The 16,487-nt window shown below is 28.4% G+C and carries 16 protein-coding genes; 13 read left to right on the top strand and 3 right to left on the bottom strand.

Annotated features, from left to right (window positions below; all coding sequences use genetic code 11):
* Positions 1-111 precede the first annotated feature (111 nt).
* Positions 112-705 carry a metal-dependent hydrolase gene (locus tag JOC62_RS19485; RefSeq protein ID WP_204595887.1) on the bottom strand — a complete coding sequence of 198 codons (594 nt, stop codon included), beginning with the start codon at positions 703-705 and terminating at the stop codon, positions 112-114.
* Between the two features lie 259 nt (positions 706-964).
* On the opposite strand from JOC62_RS19485, the gene JOC62_RS13905 reads away from it, so the two are divergent.
* The 6 genes from JOC62_RS13905 (at position 965) to JOC62_RS13930 (ending at position 6,944) form a co-directional block, all read left to right on the top strand.
* Positions 965-1,903 (top strand): iron-hydroxamate ABC transporter substrate-binding protein, encoded by a 939-nt coding sequence (locus JOC62_RS13905; RefSeq protein WP_204595888.1) that lies wholly within the window; start codon positions 965-967, stop codon positions 1,901-1,903.
* Positions 1,904-1,977: 74 nt separating this feature from the next.
* Complete coding sequence (locus JOC62_RS13910) at positions 1,978-2,991, top strand: FecCD family ABC transporter permease (protein WP_204595889.1); 1,014 nt, start codon at positions 1,978-1,980, stop codon at positions 2,989-2,991.
* Positions 2,992-2,994: 3 nt separating this feature from the next.
* Entirely contained in the window at positions 2,995-4,008 is a 1,014-nt protein-coding gene (locus tag JOC62_RS13915) for a FecCD family ABC transporter permease (RefSeq protein ID WP_204595890.1), read from the top strand.
* 31 nt (positions 4,009-4,039) lie between these two features.
* Complete coding sequence (locus tag JOC62_RS13920) at positions 4,040-4,828, top strand: ABC transporter ATP-binding protein (protein ID WP_204595891.1); 789 nt, start codon at positions 4,040-4,042, stop codon at positions 4,826-4,828.
* 259 nt (positions 4,829-5,087) lie between these two features.
* A complete protein-coding gene (locus JOC62_RS13925; protein WP_204595892.1) occupies positions 5,088-6,485 on the top strand; it encodes a cation:dicarboxylate symporter family transporter in 1,398 nt (465 codons plus the stop codon).
* Between the two features lie 30 nt (positions 6,486-6,515).
* A complete protein-coding gene (locus JOC62_RS13930) occupies positions 6,516-6,944 on the top strand; it encodes an RrF2 family transcriptional regulator (protein WP_204595893.1) in 429 nt (142 codons plus the stop codon).
* 107 nt (positions 6,945-7,051) lie between these two features.
* Here JOC62_RS13930 and JOC62_RS13935 read toward each other — a convergent pair whose 3' ends face one another.
* Together JOC62_RS13935 and JOC62_RS13940 are read right to left on the bottom strand one after the other, a co-directional pair.
* The gene (locus JOC62_RS13935) at positions 7,052-8,407 is read right to left on the bottom strand and encodes a M28 family metallopeptidase (protein ID WP_204595894.1); all 1,356 of its coding nucleotides are present in this window, start codon (positions 8,405-8,407) and stop codon (positions 7,052-7,054) included.
* Positions 8,408-8,488: 81 nt separating this feature from the next.
* Positions 8,489-8,821, bottom strand: coding sequence for a hypothetical protein (locus JOC62_RS13940; protein ID WP_204595895.1), 333 nt, complete (start codon positions 8,819-8,821; stop codon positions 8,489-8,491).
* 165 nt (positions 8,822-8,986) lie between these two features.
* On the opposite strand from JOC62_RS13940, the gene JOC62_RS13945 reads away from it, so the two are divergent.
* The 7 genes from JOC62_RS13945 (at position 8,987) to JOC62_RS13975 (ending at position 16,480) form a co-directional block, all read left to right on the top strand.
* A complete protein-coding gene (locus JOC62_RS13945; protein ID WP_204595896.1) occupies positions 8,987-11,146 on the top strand; it encodes a Tex family protein in 2,160 nt (719 codons plus the stop codon).
* Positions 11,147-11,307: 161 nt separating this feature from the next.
* Complete coding sequence (locus tag JOC62_RS13950; RefSeq protein WP_204595897.1) at positions 11,308-11,871, top strand: hypothetical protein; 564 nt, start codon at positions 11,308-11,310, stop codon at positions 11,869-11,871.
* Positions 11,872-12,114: 243 nt separating this feature from the next.
* Positions 12,115-12,591 (top strand): PTS galactosamine transporter subunit IIB, encoded by a 477-nt coding sequence (agaB, locus tag JOC62_RS13955; RefSeq protein ID WP_204595898.1) that lies wholly within the window; start codon positions 12,115-12,117, stop codon positions 12,589-12,591.
* Positions 12,592-12,655: 64 nt separating this feature from the next.
* On the top strand, positions 12,656-13,423 hold the full coding sequence (gene agaW, locus JOC62_RS13960) for a PTS N-acetylgalactosamine transporter subunit IIC (protein WP_204595899.1): 768 nt from the start codon (positions 12,656-12,658) through the stop codon (positions 13,421-13,423).
* 28 nt (positions 13,424-13,451) lie between these two features.
* On the top strand, positions 13,452-14,270 hold the full coding sequence (locus tag JOC62_RS13965) for a PTS system mannose/fructose/sorbose family transporter subunit IID (RefSeq protein ID WP_204595932.1): 819 nt from the start codon (positions 13,452-13,454) through the stop codon (positions 14,268-14,270).
* Between the two features lie 236 nt (positions 14,271-14,506).
* Positions 14,507-15,235: a UTRA domain-containing protein gene (locus JOC62_RS13970; protein ID WP_204595900.1), complete on the top strand. Its 729-nt coding sequence runs from the start codon at positions 14,507-14,509 to the stop codon at positions 15,233-15,235.
* 81 nt (positions 15,236-15,316) lie between these two features.
* Positions 15,317-16,480 carry an SIS domain-containing protein gene (locus tag JOC62_RS13975; protein ID WP_204595901.1) on the top strand — a complete coding sequence of 388 codons (1,164 nt, stop codon included), beginning with the start codon at positions 15,317-15,319 and terminating at the stop codon, positions 16,478-16,480.
* Positions 16,481-16,487: the final 7 nt, after the last annotated feature.

The raw sequence follows: 16,487 nt of genomic DNA on the forward strand, positions 1-16,487 counted from the left end.
TTGTACTAATATGGACATAATTGTGATAATAAAATGAATATTAAGTTAAAGTATTGCAATGTGTAATAAAATATAAAAATTATAATAAAAAAAGGAGCTTAAATGCCCCTTTTACTTTCCCAAATTATTTAAATTTAAATAGTTCAATATATCTAGATGAAATACGTTATTAGCTATCAAATATATATTATATAGTATATAAAGCGAAATTATAAATTTTAAAAATCTATTGAAGTACTTTTCTCCATTAGAGTTGGTTTTAATAAAAAATACATTAAGATTAGCCTTAAAAGGGTATAGTAATTCAATTCCTTCTTTTGTGAGCAAATCTAAAATTAAATGTGAAGCATAACCTATAAAAAATCCATAACACATACTTATAATTATAATATTATCATTACTTATAATTATAAAAAGTTTAAAAATTACATATAAAATAAGCATAGCTAATAAACTATGTGTAAAACCTCTATGTCTACAACGTTTTCCAAAAATCTTAGAGATAAAAGGATGCCTTTTACTAATAAAAGAACTTTTCATATCTATATCAGGAAATAATGATCCAATATGAGAAGCATAGAAAAAAATTACTATTGATAGTAATCTATAACTAATACTATAGTGAATCAAATATTTTGTTATAAATACATTTAATATAATTAGAGCAATTAAAAATCCTCCAGATGAGTGTGTTTGTTTTGTCATTTATTTTGCACCTTTTTTTAGATTATATTATTAAATATTAAATACATTATATATTAATATTTGCATTAATTAAATCTTATTTTGTTAACTCTTTTAAAATTTAATTATGATATAAATTTTTAGTTGTAAAAATATACTATTAAAATTTTAGCAAAAATATATTGACTGTTATTAATAGATATAATAAAATCAGATTGCAAAAGAAATTGAAAATTATTATCAGTTAAAGATATGAAATAATAAATCAAAGGAGATCAATATGAGAAAATTAAAGTCTTTATTATTAATTACAACGATGATGTTAACTTTTGGAATCTTTGCTGGATGTTCTAGTAATGATTCAGAGTCTAAAGATAAGAATGAAACTAGAACTGTAAGCTCAGTAAAAGGTGATGTTGAAATTCCGAAAAATCCTAAACGTATAGTAGATATATCAGGAAGTAGTGAGGAATTAATCATATTAGGACATACTCCTGTAGGTACAGCTAACGTAGATTCATATGATACTAAAAACGTACCATCATACATAAAAGATAAGCTTGGAAATGCAAAGGTAGTAGGTCATTCAATGATGGATACTATGGATATGGAAGCAATATTAAGTACTAATCCAGATTTAATAATAATGAGTAAAAGACAAGAAAAGATATATGATCAATTAAAAGATATTGCACCAGTTGTTATGATGAAGGATTATGCAAATGACTGGAGAGATAAATTAATAGATGTGTCAAAGATATTTGATGAAGAAGATGTAGCTAACAAGTGGCTTGCAAGCTATGATGAAAAAGCTAAAAAGGTTGGAGAAGAAATTAAGGCTAAAAATAAGAACCAAACTTACCTACCATTACTATCAACTTCAGGACAATTTATGGTATTTAGTAATGCAGGAATAGGATCAATAATGTTTGATGATATGGGACTTGCAAAACCAGCTAATATGCCAAAGCAAGATAGCATAACATTACCTACTTTAACGATGGAAGGTCTAACTAAGATAGACGCTGATCACATTGTAGTTATTGCAACAGAAGCTGATAAGAAGGATTTAGCTAAAAGTAAGGTATGGAATAGTACAAGAGCAGTAAAAGAAGGAAATGTAACTATGCTTAACTCTAGTCCTTTCTTTAGTCAAGCATACAATCCAATAGGAAGAGAAATGTTATTAGAATCAATTAAAAGTGAACTAACAAAATAGTTTGTAATTAGTAGGTGTGATATAAACATATTTTCACACCTATTATTTTATTTGTATTAGGAGGCGAAAAAGTTTTGGGCAATTCAAAGAGAAAAACTAGAATTTACTTATTTATGATTTTAGCAATAATAATATTAATACTTGGGATAGGATTGTCTATATCAATGGGAGCAAAAGAAATAAGTATACAGACTATAATAAAAAGCTTATTTACAAGTTCAAATGATGTAAATATAACTATAGTTAAAGATGTAAGGATACCTAGAGCTATTGCAGCTGCATTAGTTGGAGGTTTTTTAGGCGTTTCTGGAGCTATAATGCAAGGGGTAACTAGGAATCCAATAGCAGATCCATCAATAATGGGGATTACTCAAGGAGCTACATTTGCTATAGCAATTTCACTGGTATTACAGAAGGTTATGCCTAATATAGTCATAGGTAGTTTGGGACTTATAATATTTGCATTTTTAGGAGCTAGTATAAGTGGAGTTTTAGTATATTTTATAAGTTCTAGAGTAAATAGGAAGATAGATCCAGTAAAGCTTGCACTTGCAGGAACAGCTCTTGGAACATTACTAATATCTTTAGCAACAGGAATAGCTATGTACTTTAATCTATCTAAAGAATTAAGCTTTTGGATATCAGGAGGTTTAGTTAGTGCTAAATGGGAAGGCGTTCAATTGCTATTTATAGTTGGAATGATTGGAGTGATTGCAGCTATTATAATGGCACCTAAGATTACAATTTTAAGTTTAGGAGAAGAAGTTGCTATAGGTCTTGGTCAAAAGACTAATGTTGTTAGAGGAATAGCTATAGTTATAGTTATAGTTTTAGCTGGAGCTTCAGTATCAGTTGCAGGAAATATTGTATTTGTAGGTCTAATAGTTCCTCAAATAGTAAAAGGAATAGTAGGGGCTGATTATAAATATATAATACCTGGTTCTTTATTTTTAGGTGGTATTTTATTAGTTTACAGCGATATATTAGCAAGAATGATAAATCCACCATATGAAACTCCAATTGGATCTCTTACAGCACTTATAGGAGTTCCTATATTTATATATCTTGTTAGAAAGGGGAGTAAATAATTTATGAAGTCTTACAAAAAAAATAAAACCTTCTTTATAGCAATGATATTATTAGCATTAATAATTACAACTATTTTAGTTAGTCTAAATATTGGATCATTTAAAGTAGGTCCATTAGATGTAATTAAAACATTAATAGGACAAGGAACTAAAAGTAATGAGATTGTAATAATGAACTTGAGACTTCCAAGAATAGTTATAGCAATATTAGTTGGAACAGCACTAGCAGTAGCAGGTACAATTCTTCAATGTGTAACAAAAAATGATTTAGCAGATTCAGGTATACTTGGTATAAACTCGGGCGCAGCATTATTTGTTGTAATATACATATATTTCATGAATGGTAATGTATATGATGGAATCAGCAATCTAACTATTTTTACTATGCCCATTGTTGCACTACTCGGAGCTATATTTGGAGCAGCTTTAATTTATATTCTTTCATGGAAAAAAGGAATAGAATCATCAAGATTACTTTTAATAGGTATAGGAATAAATATTGCATTTACATCTATGCTTACTATATTCCAATTAAAGTTTACAACACAAGAGTTTAATAGAGTAATGGCATGGACGTCAGGAAGTATATGGGGAACTAGCTGGAAGTATGTAATAGCTGTATTACCGTTTATAGTGGTGTTTACAGCAATAGTAATATATAAATCAAGATATTTAGATATATTAAACTTAGGTGATGAAATATCTACAGGTCTTGGTATAACAGTTGAAAAAGAAAGAAGAAAACTTCTTATATATTCAGTAATACTAGCTGGAGTTGCAACTTCGGTAGCTGGAAGTATTTCTTTTTTAGGATTAATTGCGCCTCATATAGCAAGGAAATTAGTTGGACCTAGACATAAAAATTTAATTCCTATATCAGCATTGTTTGGTGCTTTAATTATACTTATAGCAGATACAATATCTAGAAATTTACTAGCACCTATAGAAATACCAGTGGGAATAGTAATTTCCATAATAGGAGTACCATATTTCATTTATTTAATGCTAGTTGATTAGAGTTAGGATACTGAAAGGAGAATTCACACATATGAGTTTAATAACTACAAAAGATTTAAATATTTCATATGGAAATATAGATATAGTAAAAGATTTAAACTTAGTTATACCAAAAGAAAAGATAACTACAATTATAGGAGCAAATGGATGTGGAAAATCCACTATATTAAAAACATTAGCAAGAATACTAAAACCTAAAAGTGGTGAAATATATATAGATGGTACTGAAATAAATAAGCAAAGTTCAAAAGAACTTGCTAAAAAGATGGCAGTATTACCTCAAAGTCCTAAAGCGCCAGATGGATTAACTGTAGAAGAACTTATAGCTTATGGAAGATTTCCACATCAAAAAGGATTTGGAAATTTGAATAAAGAAGATAATGATATAGTAAAATGGGCATTAGAGGCTACTGGTATAGCAGAATTTAAAGATAGAACTATGGATGCACTATCAGGAGGTCAAAGACAGAGAGCTTGGATAGCTATGGCTTTAGCCCAAGAAACAGATATATTATTGCTAGATGAACCAACAACCTATTTAGATTTAGCTCATCAATTAGAAGTACTAAAATTATTAGAAAAATTAAACAAAGAACAAGGTAGCACAATTGTTATGGTAATACATGAACTTAATAATGCTGCAAGGTTTGCAGATCATATGATAGGTGTGAAAAAGGGAAGAGTTGTATGTGAAGGATCACCTAAAGAAGTTATGACAAAGGAAAATCTTAGAGAAATATTTAATATAGATGCACAAATAATAGAGGAACCAAAGAGTGGAAAGCCTGTTTGTGTAACTTATGATACTATTAAAAGTTAAATTTTATTTGTGTAGAAATAGAAGAGACATAGTTATTAATCAATTTAAATTAGTTGATTAATAACTATGTCTCTATTTTATATATTTATATTTTACTATAAAAACTATAAGGTTAATTAATAACTATAACTATAACTATATCTTATTTAAATAAATTAAAAAAACATATTAATTATTGACACATTTTCACTATGAAGTTATTATTATAATAACAAAACCTAGTAAACATATATGAATAATATAAAAAGGGGGATTAATTATGAATAGTACATTTTTTTCAGATTTTCTTATGATTACAGATTTTAAAACAATTTTATTTATTTTATTTTTAGTAGGGGTATTTTTTATTATTAAAAAGTTTGAAAAGAATAAGTCTAGTTTTTCAAAACGTATGATACTAGCAACAATACTAGGTCTCGTTCTTGGGGGTATTATACAAGCTGCTTCTGGTTTCTCGGATACTCCAGATAAGATATCTTGGGTAAATGAAACCGTTAAGTGGTATGGATTAATTGGTTATGGATTTATGGACTTATTAAAAATGTTAGTTATTCCATTGGTTTTCATATCAATAATAAAAGTTATTACTGATATGAAAAATGGAGAAAATTTAAGTAAGCTTACTGTTAGAACAATACTTGTATTACTTTTAACAACAGCAATTGCAGCAATAATTGGAATTATTGTAGGAAACTTATTTAAACTAGGGGTGGGGCTTGAAGTTACAAATTCAACTTCAGAGATGAAGGAGGTAACTTCAATAATTGATACAATAAGAGGTTTATTACCATCAAATCCAATTAAGGCTATGGCAGAAGGAAATGTAGTTGCAGTAGTAATTTTCGCAGCATTTATTGGTATTGCCATGAAGAGATTATCGAAGAAGCATCATGATAAGATAAAGCCAATTGAGGATTTAGTTGAAGGATCATATAAGATAATTGTTAGTATTGCTATGACAGTAATAAAATTTATGCCATATGCAGTTATTCCACTATTAGCTAATACAATTGCAAGTAAAGGTCTTGCAGCAATACTTGGAGTTATTAATTTTATTGGAGCACTTTATGTAAGTATAATATTAATGTTTATAGTACATCTTATAATAGTTGCATTAAATGGACTTAATCCAATTAGATATGTAAAAAATGTTATGGAGCCATTAATACTTGCATTCACTTCACGTTCAAGTCTTGGAACATTACCAGTTACAATAGAGACATTAACAGAAAAAGTTGGTCTTGAAAATGGAATATCAAGTTTTGTTGGTAGTATTGGATCAAATGCAGGTATGAATGGATGTGCTGCTATATATCCAGCTTTAATGGCAGTTACTATAGCAAATATGTCAGGAACACCAATGAATTTTTCATTTTATATAATGCTTCTTATAATAATTGTTATAAGTTCTGTTGGGATAGCAGGAATACCAGGAACAGCAACAGTTTCAGTATCAGTTGTTATTTCAGGTATGGGAATGGGAAGCTATTTCTCTTTAGCAGGTGGAATACTTGCTATAGATCCAATCCTTGATATGGGACGTACAATGCTTAATGTAAATGGTACTATGGTTACAGCAATAACTGTAGGAAATAGTTTCAAAGCTATTGACAAAAATATTTTTTATGGAGAGAATAGTAACCATGGAAATAATTAAAGCAAATGGCTTTTAAGGAATGGTGATTATATGAAAATTTCAACAAAAGGAAGATATGGATTAAAAGCATTGATAGATATATATATGTACTCTTCTTGTGAAACAGTAACTTTAAAGTCTGTATCAAAAAGACAGGATATATCAGAAAAATATCTAGAACAAATATTTTCTTCTTTAAGAAAAGACGGAATAATAGAAGGAAAGAAAGGTCCACAAGGAGGATATTTTTTAACAAGAGATGCTAAAACTATTACTGTTGGTGAAATTTTAAGAAGTCTTGAAGGAAAGTTAGTTTTAATTGATAATGAAAAAGATAATAATCAACTTTCAGAATACCTTTATGAAAATCTTTGGGATGTTATAAATAAAAAAATTAATGAGTACTTTGACTCAATTACATTAGAAGAATTAGCTAATAATTATAAATATAGTATAGAGGATATAGCGTATTATATTTAATTTTAGCAAATTATAAAATATTAAATAATAATTTATATAAAAAGGCTGTATTATAACTAGCTTAGTAAGCTAGTTTATAACACAGCCTTTTAAAATTATATCATTATCTATTTAGCTCTTTTATGTTTATCTATCCTTTTTAGAATTGGATATCCAATAAACATTAAAAAGATAATAAATGAAGCAGCATGAACTATATCATTAAATAATATTTTTAAAATTGGATTATAATTATTATCAATAATATATTTATTGCATAAATCATAAGCTGATTTTATTGCATCTTCAGAGATAAACTCTATCTTATCATCTGGAGTATGAATTCTACTTACATCACTATGAGAGATAGTAAGAGAATCGAATCCATTATTGATAAAGCTAGCATGATCACTGGCATCTTCATATTTAATATTAGATTCTAGACCTAATTCTTTGCATATACTTTCAAGGTTATCAAGAAGATCAGATTTAACATCAAGAGATTTTTCGCCTCTCATAAATGTTATAGGATAGTCTGGGGCACCAATCATATCAAAATTTATAACCTTAGCACCTTTTAAAGTATCCTTATATTTTGATGCAAATTTATTAGAGCCTATAAGTCCAAATTCTTCTCCATTTAATCCAACAAAAATAATATCTCTATTAGGTTTTGGTAGAGTGGATATATAACGAGCAAGTTCTAATAAAAATGATGCACCAGATGCATTATCTAGAGCACCTGCATATATATTATCTAAGCAATCAGCACCCATATGATCAAAATGAGCTGTAAGTATAAGTGGAGGACTCGTACTATCTTTTCCTTCAATTTTACCAGCTACATTATAAACTTCTGTTGTCTTTAAAGTATAAGGTAGGGATATAGATATTTCAGAATTGTTTTTTACAGCAGTTACTATTTCATTATATGTATCCTTTGTAATAGCTATGGCAAAAGATACTGGTGATTCATGTACAAAAGAGCTTCTAAAATTAAAATTATCTTCTTTACTGACATAAAGCAAGAATAAGTCCCCACCCTTTTTAAAAGATATAGAAGATGGAAATATGTTTAAATTATCTTCAGAGGATAAGGTCACATCTGAAACTTTAAAATTAAGCATGTCCTCTTTAAAATCAGTACCATAATTAAATTTTTTTACAGTATTATCATCTTTCTTTATTTCAAGTATTGGAACTTCATCATTTTTAAATGGAGCTACAACTTGAAAGCCTTGAGTATAGTCTTTATCTATAGTTTTAAGGTCCAATTCCTTAAATTCTTCAGCTATATAATTTGCAACTTGTTCATTTTCATTAGTTCCACATAATCTACCGTTAAATTGTTCAGAGGATAAAAAGGCTATATCATTTTTAATATCAGTGGAACTAAAGTGATGAACAGTACATCTAAGAACTAAGAAAAAAATAAATATTATTGCAGAAATAACAGTGCAAACTTTATATATTTTAGATTTCATTAACTTCTCCCATCAATAATTGTTATACTTAAGTTTATTATATGTTTATAATTATTATGATTAAAAGAAGTTGTGTTTAAGCTAAGCTTTTTTATAAAGCATATCTACAATAGCATATGATAGAGTAAATAAAAGACATATATACACGCTTAAATTAAGCTTTGAATTAATTATTACATAAATTCCACCCAATATAGCACTAATTAGTATTATATAATTTATAAACTTATAGATACCTGATTTTTTCCCATTTATTACTGTAACTGATGAAATTATAATTAAAATTAATGTTAAGAATGAAAATGAATCTTTTAGTACTTTAGAAAATTGTATTATTTTAAAATGGTTAAATGTTAGTAATAAGATAAGTACTACTAGCAATAGAGAAATTAATTTTTCTATATATTTATTCATAACAAGACCACCTTTACTGGAAAATACTTACAATTTAAATTATACTAGAACTTAACATAATTACAATATGTAATAAAGAATTAATAAGCAAAATAACCCAAAAAAGTTTATCACGGTAGTGAAGAAGGGTATAATAAAGATATAACTAATTTTGGAGGTTTTAGGATGAATATCAATGAGAGATTAGCTAAAGAACTTGGACTTAAATTAAGTGTAATTAATAATGTTGTTGAGTTATTGGATGGAGGAAATACAGTTCCTTTCATTGCAAGATATAGAAAAGAAATGACAGGTGGACTTTCTGATGAAGTTTTAAGAAACTTAGAAGAAAGGTTAACATATTTAAGAAATTTAGAAGATAGAAAAGAAGCAGTAACTAAGATTATAGATGAGCAAGGAAATCTTACAGAAGAGATAAGTATTGCTCTTCAAAAAGCTGAGACATTAACAGAAGTGGAAGATATATATAGACCTTTCAAACCTAAAAAGAGAACAAGGGCTACTATTGCATTAGGAAAAGGATTAAAGCCACTTGGAGAACTTATATTAAGTGGAACTTTTAAAGGTAATATAAATGAAGAAGCTAAGAAGTTTATAGATAATGAAAAGGGAGTAGAAAGCGAAGCTGATGCAATTAAGGGTGCATTAGATATAATTGCAGAAACTGTTTCAGATGAAGCTAAATATAGAAAGTGGATAAGAAACTTTGTGTTTAATGAAGGATTAATTGAAACTAAAGGTGATAGCAAAGAACCAACTCCTTTTGAAATGTACTATGCTTACAGTGAAGAAGTTAAAAAGATACCTCCACATAGAATACTTGCTATAAATAGAGGAGAAAAAGAAAAGATTCTATCAGTTAAAGTGGTCTCCAATGAAGATAAAATAATAAGTTATTTAGAAAATAATTTATTAAAGGGAAATAAAGAAACTGATAAATTATTAAGAGAAGCTATAAAAGATTCTTTAAAAAGACTTATATATCCTTCAATTGAGAGAGAAATTAGAAGTGAACTTACTGATAAGGGGGAAGAAGGGGCTATAAATATATTTAAGGAAAATCTTAAAGCACTATTACTTCAAGCACCTATTAAGGGTAAAGTTGTTATGGGATTTGACCCTGGATTTAGAACAGGATGTAAGATTGCTATATTAGATAGTACAGGAAAGTTTTTAGAAAATACTGCTGTATACCCAACAGCACCTAAAAATGATATAGAAGGAACTAAAAAGACATTAAAAGGCCTTATAAATAAATATGATGTTGATGTTATATCTTTAGGAAATGGAACAGCTTCAAGAGAGTCAGAAGAAGTTATTGGTGAAATGATTAAAGAAATAAAAGAAGAGACAGGAAAAGAAATCGCATATGTAATTGTATCAGAAGCTGGAGCTTCAGTATATTCAGCATCAAAACTTGCTACAAAGGAATATCCAGATTTAGATGTTACTGTAAGAGGTGCTATATCAATAGGTAGAAGATTACAAGATCCATTAGCGGAACTTGTTAAGATAGATCCAAAAGCTATTGGTGTTGGTCAATATCAGCATGATGTAACTCAAAAGAGATTAGAGGAATCATTAAATGGAGTTGTAGAAGACTCTGTTAATAAAGTTGGAGTTGATTTAAATACAGCTACACCTAGCCTTTTAACACATATATCTGGCATAAATGCAGGTATTGCAGATAACATAGTAGCCTATAGAGAAGAAAATGGTGAGTTTAAAACAAGAAAAGAGCTTTTAAAAGTTAAAAGATTAGGTCAAAAAGCTTTTGAACAATGTGCAGGTTTCTTAAGAGTTATGGAAAGTAAGAATCCATTAGATAATACTTCAGTCCATCCAGAATCATATGATGCAGCTAAGAAGCTTATAGAAATTCTAGGATATACTATGGATGACTTGAAAAATAAAAACTTGATAGATATAGAAGATAGAGTCAAGTTAAAGGGAGTAAGCAATCTTTCTAAAGAATTAGAAGTTGGAGAGCTTACTTTAAAGGATATAATAAAAGAATTACAAAAGCCAGGTAGAGACCCAAGAGAAGATATGCCAAAACCTATACTTAAAACAGGTGTTATAGACTTAAAGGATTTAAAATCAGGTATGACACTTATGGGAACTGTTAGAAATGTTTCAGATTTTGGTGCATTTGTTGATATTGGGGTACACCAAGATGGATTAGTTCATAAGAGTCAAATGGCAAATAGATTTGTAAAGCACCCTCTTGATATAGTTAAAGTTGGTGATGTTATAAAGGTTAGAATATTAGAAGTAGATGAAAAGAGAAAAAGAATCTCTCTTTCTATGAAAGAGGTAGATTAATTAAACATATTAATAAATTAATAAACTGATATTTTTAGAAGGTATCTATAAAACTATATAGATACCTTCTATTTTTCTTATAAAAACCATATATTGTAAAGTGGTAAAAATTGGTGATATAATATTTATTAATTATACTACTATAGAAGGAGATGATTTAAATGAAGTATTTAGCAATTATTATTCTATTATTAATTATTATATTTGTATCTATATTGGTCTTTAGCTTTGGATGTAATAAAGAAAATGGGTTAAAATCCAATTTAAAGTTTACTGGAATGATGATGATGGTTACTTTACCTATAGTTTCTTTAGTTGGAGGAACTCTATTTTTAGCATTTAAGTTAGTTGAGGCATTATTACCAGTAGAGATTTCAACATTTGATATATTCACTATTTCAATTATCGGTGTATTTATTATATTCATTTGTGATTTAATAAGTAAAAAAGTAATAGGTGGAATAATACCAATTATTCTTGCAAAAAAATATGAGGGGGAAGACCTTAAAGAAAAAGAAATGATGGACATAATAAACGGATTACAAAAAAAAGTCAACTTACTTACGCTCGGAATTATGTTTTTCTCTAGTTTAATTTTATATATTGGACTTATGGTGCTTATATCAGTTGAGTTTACTGTATTATTTTTGATTATAATATCATTATTAACTTTAGTAAGTTATAAGATTTTTTTTAGAAGCAATGGCAGTGTGGAAAATCAATAAAAAGATTATAAAAAAGATGTGCTATTTTTAGCACATCTTTTTTTACTTTTAGTAATAATTAATCTGTATTAAAAATAAGTATAGTAATGTAATAGGAAAAGTAATATGAATTCTAGTGAACACTTGAATAAAGTTACAAATGAAGATTGGTAATGAAATAGAAAACATTTACAGTGAGAATAAAGTGGTAATTACCACTATTATCTAAAAATTCAATAAATTTAAAATACAAGGAGGGGTATTATGCCAAATATATTATTGACAAGAGTAGATAATCGTTTAATTCATGGACAAGTTGGAGTAACTTGGGTAAATCATTTAGGTGCTAATTTAATATTAGTTGCAAATGATGAGGTATCAAAGGATCCAGTACAACAAAATTTAATGCAGATGGTATTACCAGATGTTATTGAGACAAGATTCTTTAGTATTGATAAAACAATAAAGATAATTCATAAAGCAGCCAATAGACAAAAAATATTTTTAGTTTGTAGAACACCACAAGATGCTTTAAGACTAATTGAAGGTGGAGTTCCAATAGATAAATTAAATATTGGTAATATGCATTTTAGTGAAGGAAAAGAACAAATATCATCAACAGTATCACTAGATGAAGATGATAAGAAGACTATAAGAAAAATAATAGACAAAGGAATAAAGGTTGAAGTCAGAAGAGTTCCTGACGAGAGAATAGATATTAACATAGAAAAATTTGTTTAATTTGTTTTCATTTTATATTAATTTATATATTTAATAAAAATTATTAAAGGGGAGGACGAACTAAATGGTAGTAGAAGCGTTATTAATCGCTATCTGGGCTGGTATAGCTGGTGTTGATATGTACAATGGATTAACACATATACACAGACCGATAGTAACAGGACCCATTGTAGGACTTATACTTGGTGATATGACAACTGGACTTATTGTAGGAGCTGCTTTAGAGCTAGTATTTATGGGGATGGTACCACTTGCTGGTGCACAACCACCAAATGTTGTTATTGGAGGTATAATTGGTACAAGTGTAGCTATTTTAGCTAAACTTGATCCACAAGCTGCAATTGGTATGGCAGTACCATTTGCAGTGGCAGCACAAGCAGGAATAACTTTATTATTCACGGCATTTTCGCCCGTCATGCATAAGGCAGATAAATACGCCGAAGATACCAATACGAAAGGAATTGATAGGATCAATTACTTAGGTATGGCAATATTATTTGTATCATATTTCATATGTGCATTCTTACCAATATACTTTGGTGCAGACAAAGCAGCTGATATAGTTGCTTTGATACCAGAAACTATTATAGGTGGATTATCTGTAGCTGGTGGAATTATGCCTGCTATTGGATTTGCAATGCTACTTAAGATAATGCTTAAGAAGGAATATGTTGCTTTCTTAATAGTTGGATTTTTAGCAGTAACTTATTTCAATATCCCAATATTAGGACTTGCTTTAATTGGACTATGTATAGCACTCTATGATTATTATGCAAAGAATAATCAACAAGTAGTAACTGAAGCAAAGGAGGAATATGAAGATGGCATCTAATGTAGAGTATAAAAAAGCAAATGCAGCTATTGAATCAGATTTAGGGTATAAAAATTCTAGTACTGATAAGGTAATAACTAAAAAAGACTTAAATAAAATGGCTTGGAAGTCATTATTCCTTCAAGCATCATTTAACTATGAAAGAATGCAAGCTTGTGGATGGTTATATTCTTTATTACCAGGACTTAAAAAGATACACACAAACAAAAAAGACCTTTCAGATTCTATGAAAGATCACTTGGAATTCTTTAATAGTCATCCATTCGTAATTACATTTATTATGGGATTAGTAATAGCAATGGAAGAAAATAAAGAAGATAGAAATACAATAAGAGCTATAAAGATTGCCACAATGGGACCTTTAGGTGGAATAGGTGATGCGTTATTCTGGTTAACAGCCCTTCCTATATGTGCAGGTATAGGTGCATCTCTTGCAAGTGAAGGTAATATTGCTGGACCAATAGTGTTCTTATTATCATTTAATGTAATACATTTCTTCTTACTATTCTTCTTAATGAATTATGGTTATAATACAGGTGTTAAAGCTATAGTTAATTTAAGAGAACAAACTAAGAAGATATCACATGCTGCTTCAATAGTTGGATTAACAGTTGTCGGGGGACTTATAGCTTCAATGGTTAATTTAAAGACTACTTGGGTTATAACAGCAGGTCAAGCTGAGGTAAAAGTTCAAGAAGGTGTTTTAGATGCATTAATGCCAAATCTTTTACCTTTATTATATACTTTCTTGATGTATAAATTGCTTAAGAAAGGACATTCTCCAATAATATTAATAGTTATAACAGTTATAATTGGTATAGCTGGAAGATGGATTGGAATATTATAAAATAAAATATTTAAATGTTTAGTTAAGATAAAAGCTTAAGCAATAATTTGCTTAAGCTTTTTTAAATAAATATGTTAAAAAATGCAACTGGTAATAACAAGTTTTTAGTGTATATAAAATTTTTGTTGCATAATATGGCATGAAATGATTATAATGAAATAGAAGAAGTATTTAAATAGTATTTTTTCAATATATTTTATACTTAATTTAATAAAATAATAGGATGGTAATGACAAGTGAAGGTTATAGATAAAAATTCTAGAATCCCGTTGTACTTACAACTTATGGATATATTGATAGAAAAGATCAATAAAAGCTTAGGAGAAAATGAACAATTACTTTCAGAAAGAGAAATTTGTGAAATTTATGATGTAAGTAGAACAACAGTAAGACAAGCCTTAGATGAACTTGAGAGAGATGGATATATATATAAGGTACATGGTAAAGGAACATTTGTTGCACCAAAGAGGGTAAATCAAGATTTAGTTTCATTTTATTCTTTTACAGAAGAAATGAAGAAGATCGGCAAGGAACCTTCATCACAAATAGTTGGTTTTGAGATTATACAATCAGGTGATAAACTAGCAAGCAAATTTAAGATGAAGGAAGCGGATTTAGTCTACAAGATTATAAGAATTAGAAAAGCAGATAATGTGCCAATGATGTATGAAATAACATATTTACCATTTGAAAGATTTGAAGGACTATCAAAGGATCAATTAGAAGGAAGAGCTATGTATGATGTCTTAACTAAAGAATATAATACAAAGCTAACTTTCGCTGAGGAATACTTTGAACCAATTCTTACAAATAAACTTGAAAGTATATATTTAGAAATCCATGAAGGAGCGCCAAGCTTAAAGATAGAACGATATACGTATGAAAATAGTAAGCTTATAGAGTATACTGTTGGAATAGCTAGAGGTGACAAATTTAAATATAGAGTTCAGCTTAAAAATAATTAAGTAAAGATAATAAAATTTAAAATAAAAAATTTTTAAAACAACTGGTAATGACAACATTAACAGTTATAGGAGGGTAAAAAAATGATTTTTGGATTTACAGAAGAAAGATTAAAGGAATTAGGAGCAGAATTTACTGGAACTGAAATTAGACAACAACCAAAGTTATGGAGAGAGACATATAAAATAATAACTGATAATAAAAATAAAATAGAAGAATTTCTAAATAAGAATATAACTAGTAATACTAGAATAATATTAACTGGTGCTGGTACTTCAGATTATGTTGGAGATTCAGTTTATCTTCATCTTGCAAAGACATTAAAGTTAAGGGTTGAAGCTATAGCCACAACAGATTTAGTATCAAATCCACAAGAGTTTTTAGAAGAGGATACTAAAACAATATTAGTATCATATGCAAGATCAGGTAATAGTCCAGAAAGTGTTGGAGCTTATGATATATTCCAAGAAAACGTAAAAGATATAGCACAACTGGTAATTACGTGTAATGAAAATGGAGAACTTGCAAAGAAATCAATGAAGGATGACAATGCTCTTTGTCTGCTTATGCCAAAGGAATCTAATGATAAGAGTTTTGCTATGACAAGTTCCTTTAGTTGTATGTTACTTGCAACACTTTTAGCATTTGATATCAAGAATTTAGAAGAGAATAAAAAGTATGTAGATAGAGTATCAGATCAAGCAGATTTAATCTTAGATAATAAATGGAATGAAGTGAAAGATTTAGTAGATTTAAATTGTGAGAGAGTTGTTTATTTAGGCTCAGGTGCGTTAAAAGGGTTATGCCAAGAGATGGCTCTTAAGAATCTAGAATTAACTAGTGGAAAAACAGTAACTGTTTGTGAGTCAGTTCTTGGTTTTAGACATGGTCCAAAATCAATAATAAATGATAATACATTAGTTATATTTATGAATTCAAATAATGAGTATACAAGCCTATATGATATGGATTTAATTAGAGAGATACATGGTGACATAGGTAACCATAAATTAGCTGTTATTAGCTATAAGAAGAATGATGAATTAAGTTCACTTTGTGATAAATATTTAGAAATAGATGGACAAGAAGTTCCAGAAGTTTATACAGTATTTAATTATATGTTGTTTGGACAAATGTTTGGGTTATTTAGCTCATTACATCTTGGAATTTCACCAGATAATCCAAGACCAGATGGAACTGTTAATAGAGTAGTTAAAGGGGTAATAATACACCCATATAATAAATAGTTAGTTA

The sequence above is a fragment of the Clostridium sardiniense genome, assembly GCF_016907995.1.
GTDB lineage: Bacteria > Bacillota > Clostridia > Clostridiales > Clostridiaceae > Clostridium > Clostridium sardiniense.

Bases quoted from the DNA above. Each gene is read 5' to 3' on its own strand.
- JOC62_RS19485 (WP_204595887.1), bottom strand. From the start codon at position 705: ATGACAAAACAAACACACTCATCTGGAGGATTTTTAATTGCTCTAATT.
- JOC62_RS13905 (WP_204595888.1), top strand. From the start codon at position 965: ATGAGAAAATTAAAGTCTTTATTATTAATTACAACGATGATGTTAACT.
- JOC62_RS13915 (WP_204595890.1), top strand. From the start codon at position 2,995: ATGAAGTCTTACAAAAAAAATAAAACCTTCTTTATAGCAATGATATTA.
- JOC62_RS13920 (WP_204595891.1), top strand. From the start codon at position 4,040: ATGAGTTTAATAACTACAAAAGATTTAAATATTTCATATGGAAATATA.
- JOC62_RS13925 (WP_204595892.1), top strand. From the start codon at position 5,088: ATGAATAGTACATTTTTTTCAGATTTTCTTATGATTACAGATTTTAAA.
- JOC62_RS13930 (WP_204595893.1), top strand. From the start codon at position 6,516: ATGAAAATTTCAACAAAAGGAAGATATGGATTAAAAGCATTGATAGAT.
- JOC62_RS13935 (WP_204595894.1), bottom strand. From the start codon at position 8,407: ATGAAATCTAAAATATATAAAGTTTGCACTGTTATTTCTGCAATAATA.
- JOC62_RS13940 (WP_204595895.1), bottom strand. From the start codon at position 8,821: ATGAATAAATATATAGAAAAATTAATTTCTCTATTGCTAGTAGTACTT.
- JOC62_RS13945 (WP_204595896.1), top strand. From the start codon at position 8,987: ATGAATATCAATGAGAGATTAGCTAAAGAACTTGGACTTAAATTAAGT.
- JOC62_RS13950 (WP_204595897.1), top strand. From the start codon at position 11,308: ATGAAGTATTTAGCAATTATTATTCTATTATTAATTATTATATTTGTA.
- agaB (WP_204595898.1), top strand. From the start codon at position 12,115: ATGCCAAATATATTATTGACAAGAGTAGATAATCGTTTAATTCATGGA.
- agaW (WP_204595899.1), top strand. From the start codon at position 12,656: ATGGTAGTAGAAGCGTTATTAATCGCTATCTGGGCTGGTATAGCTGGT.
- JOC62_RS13975 (WP_204595901.1), top strand. From the start codon at position 15,317: ATGATTTTTGGATTTACAGAAGAAAGATTAAAGGAATTAGGAGCAGAA.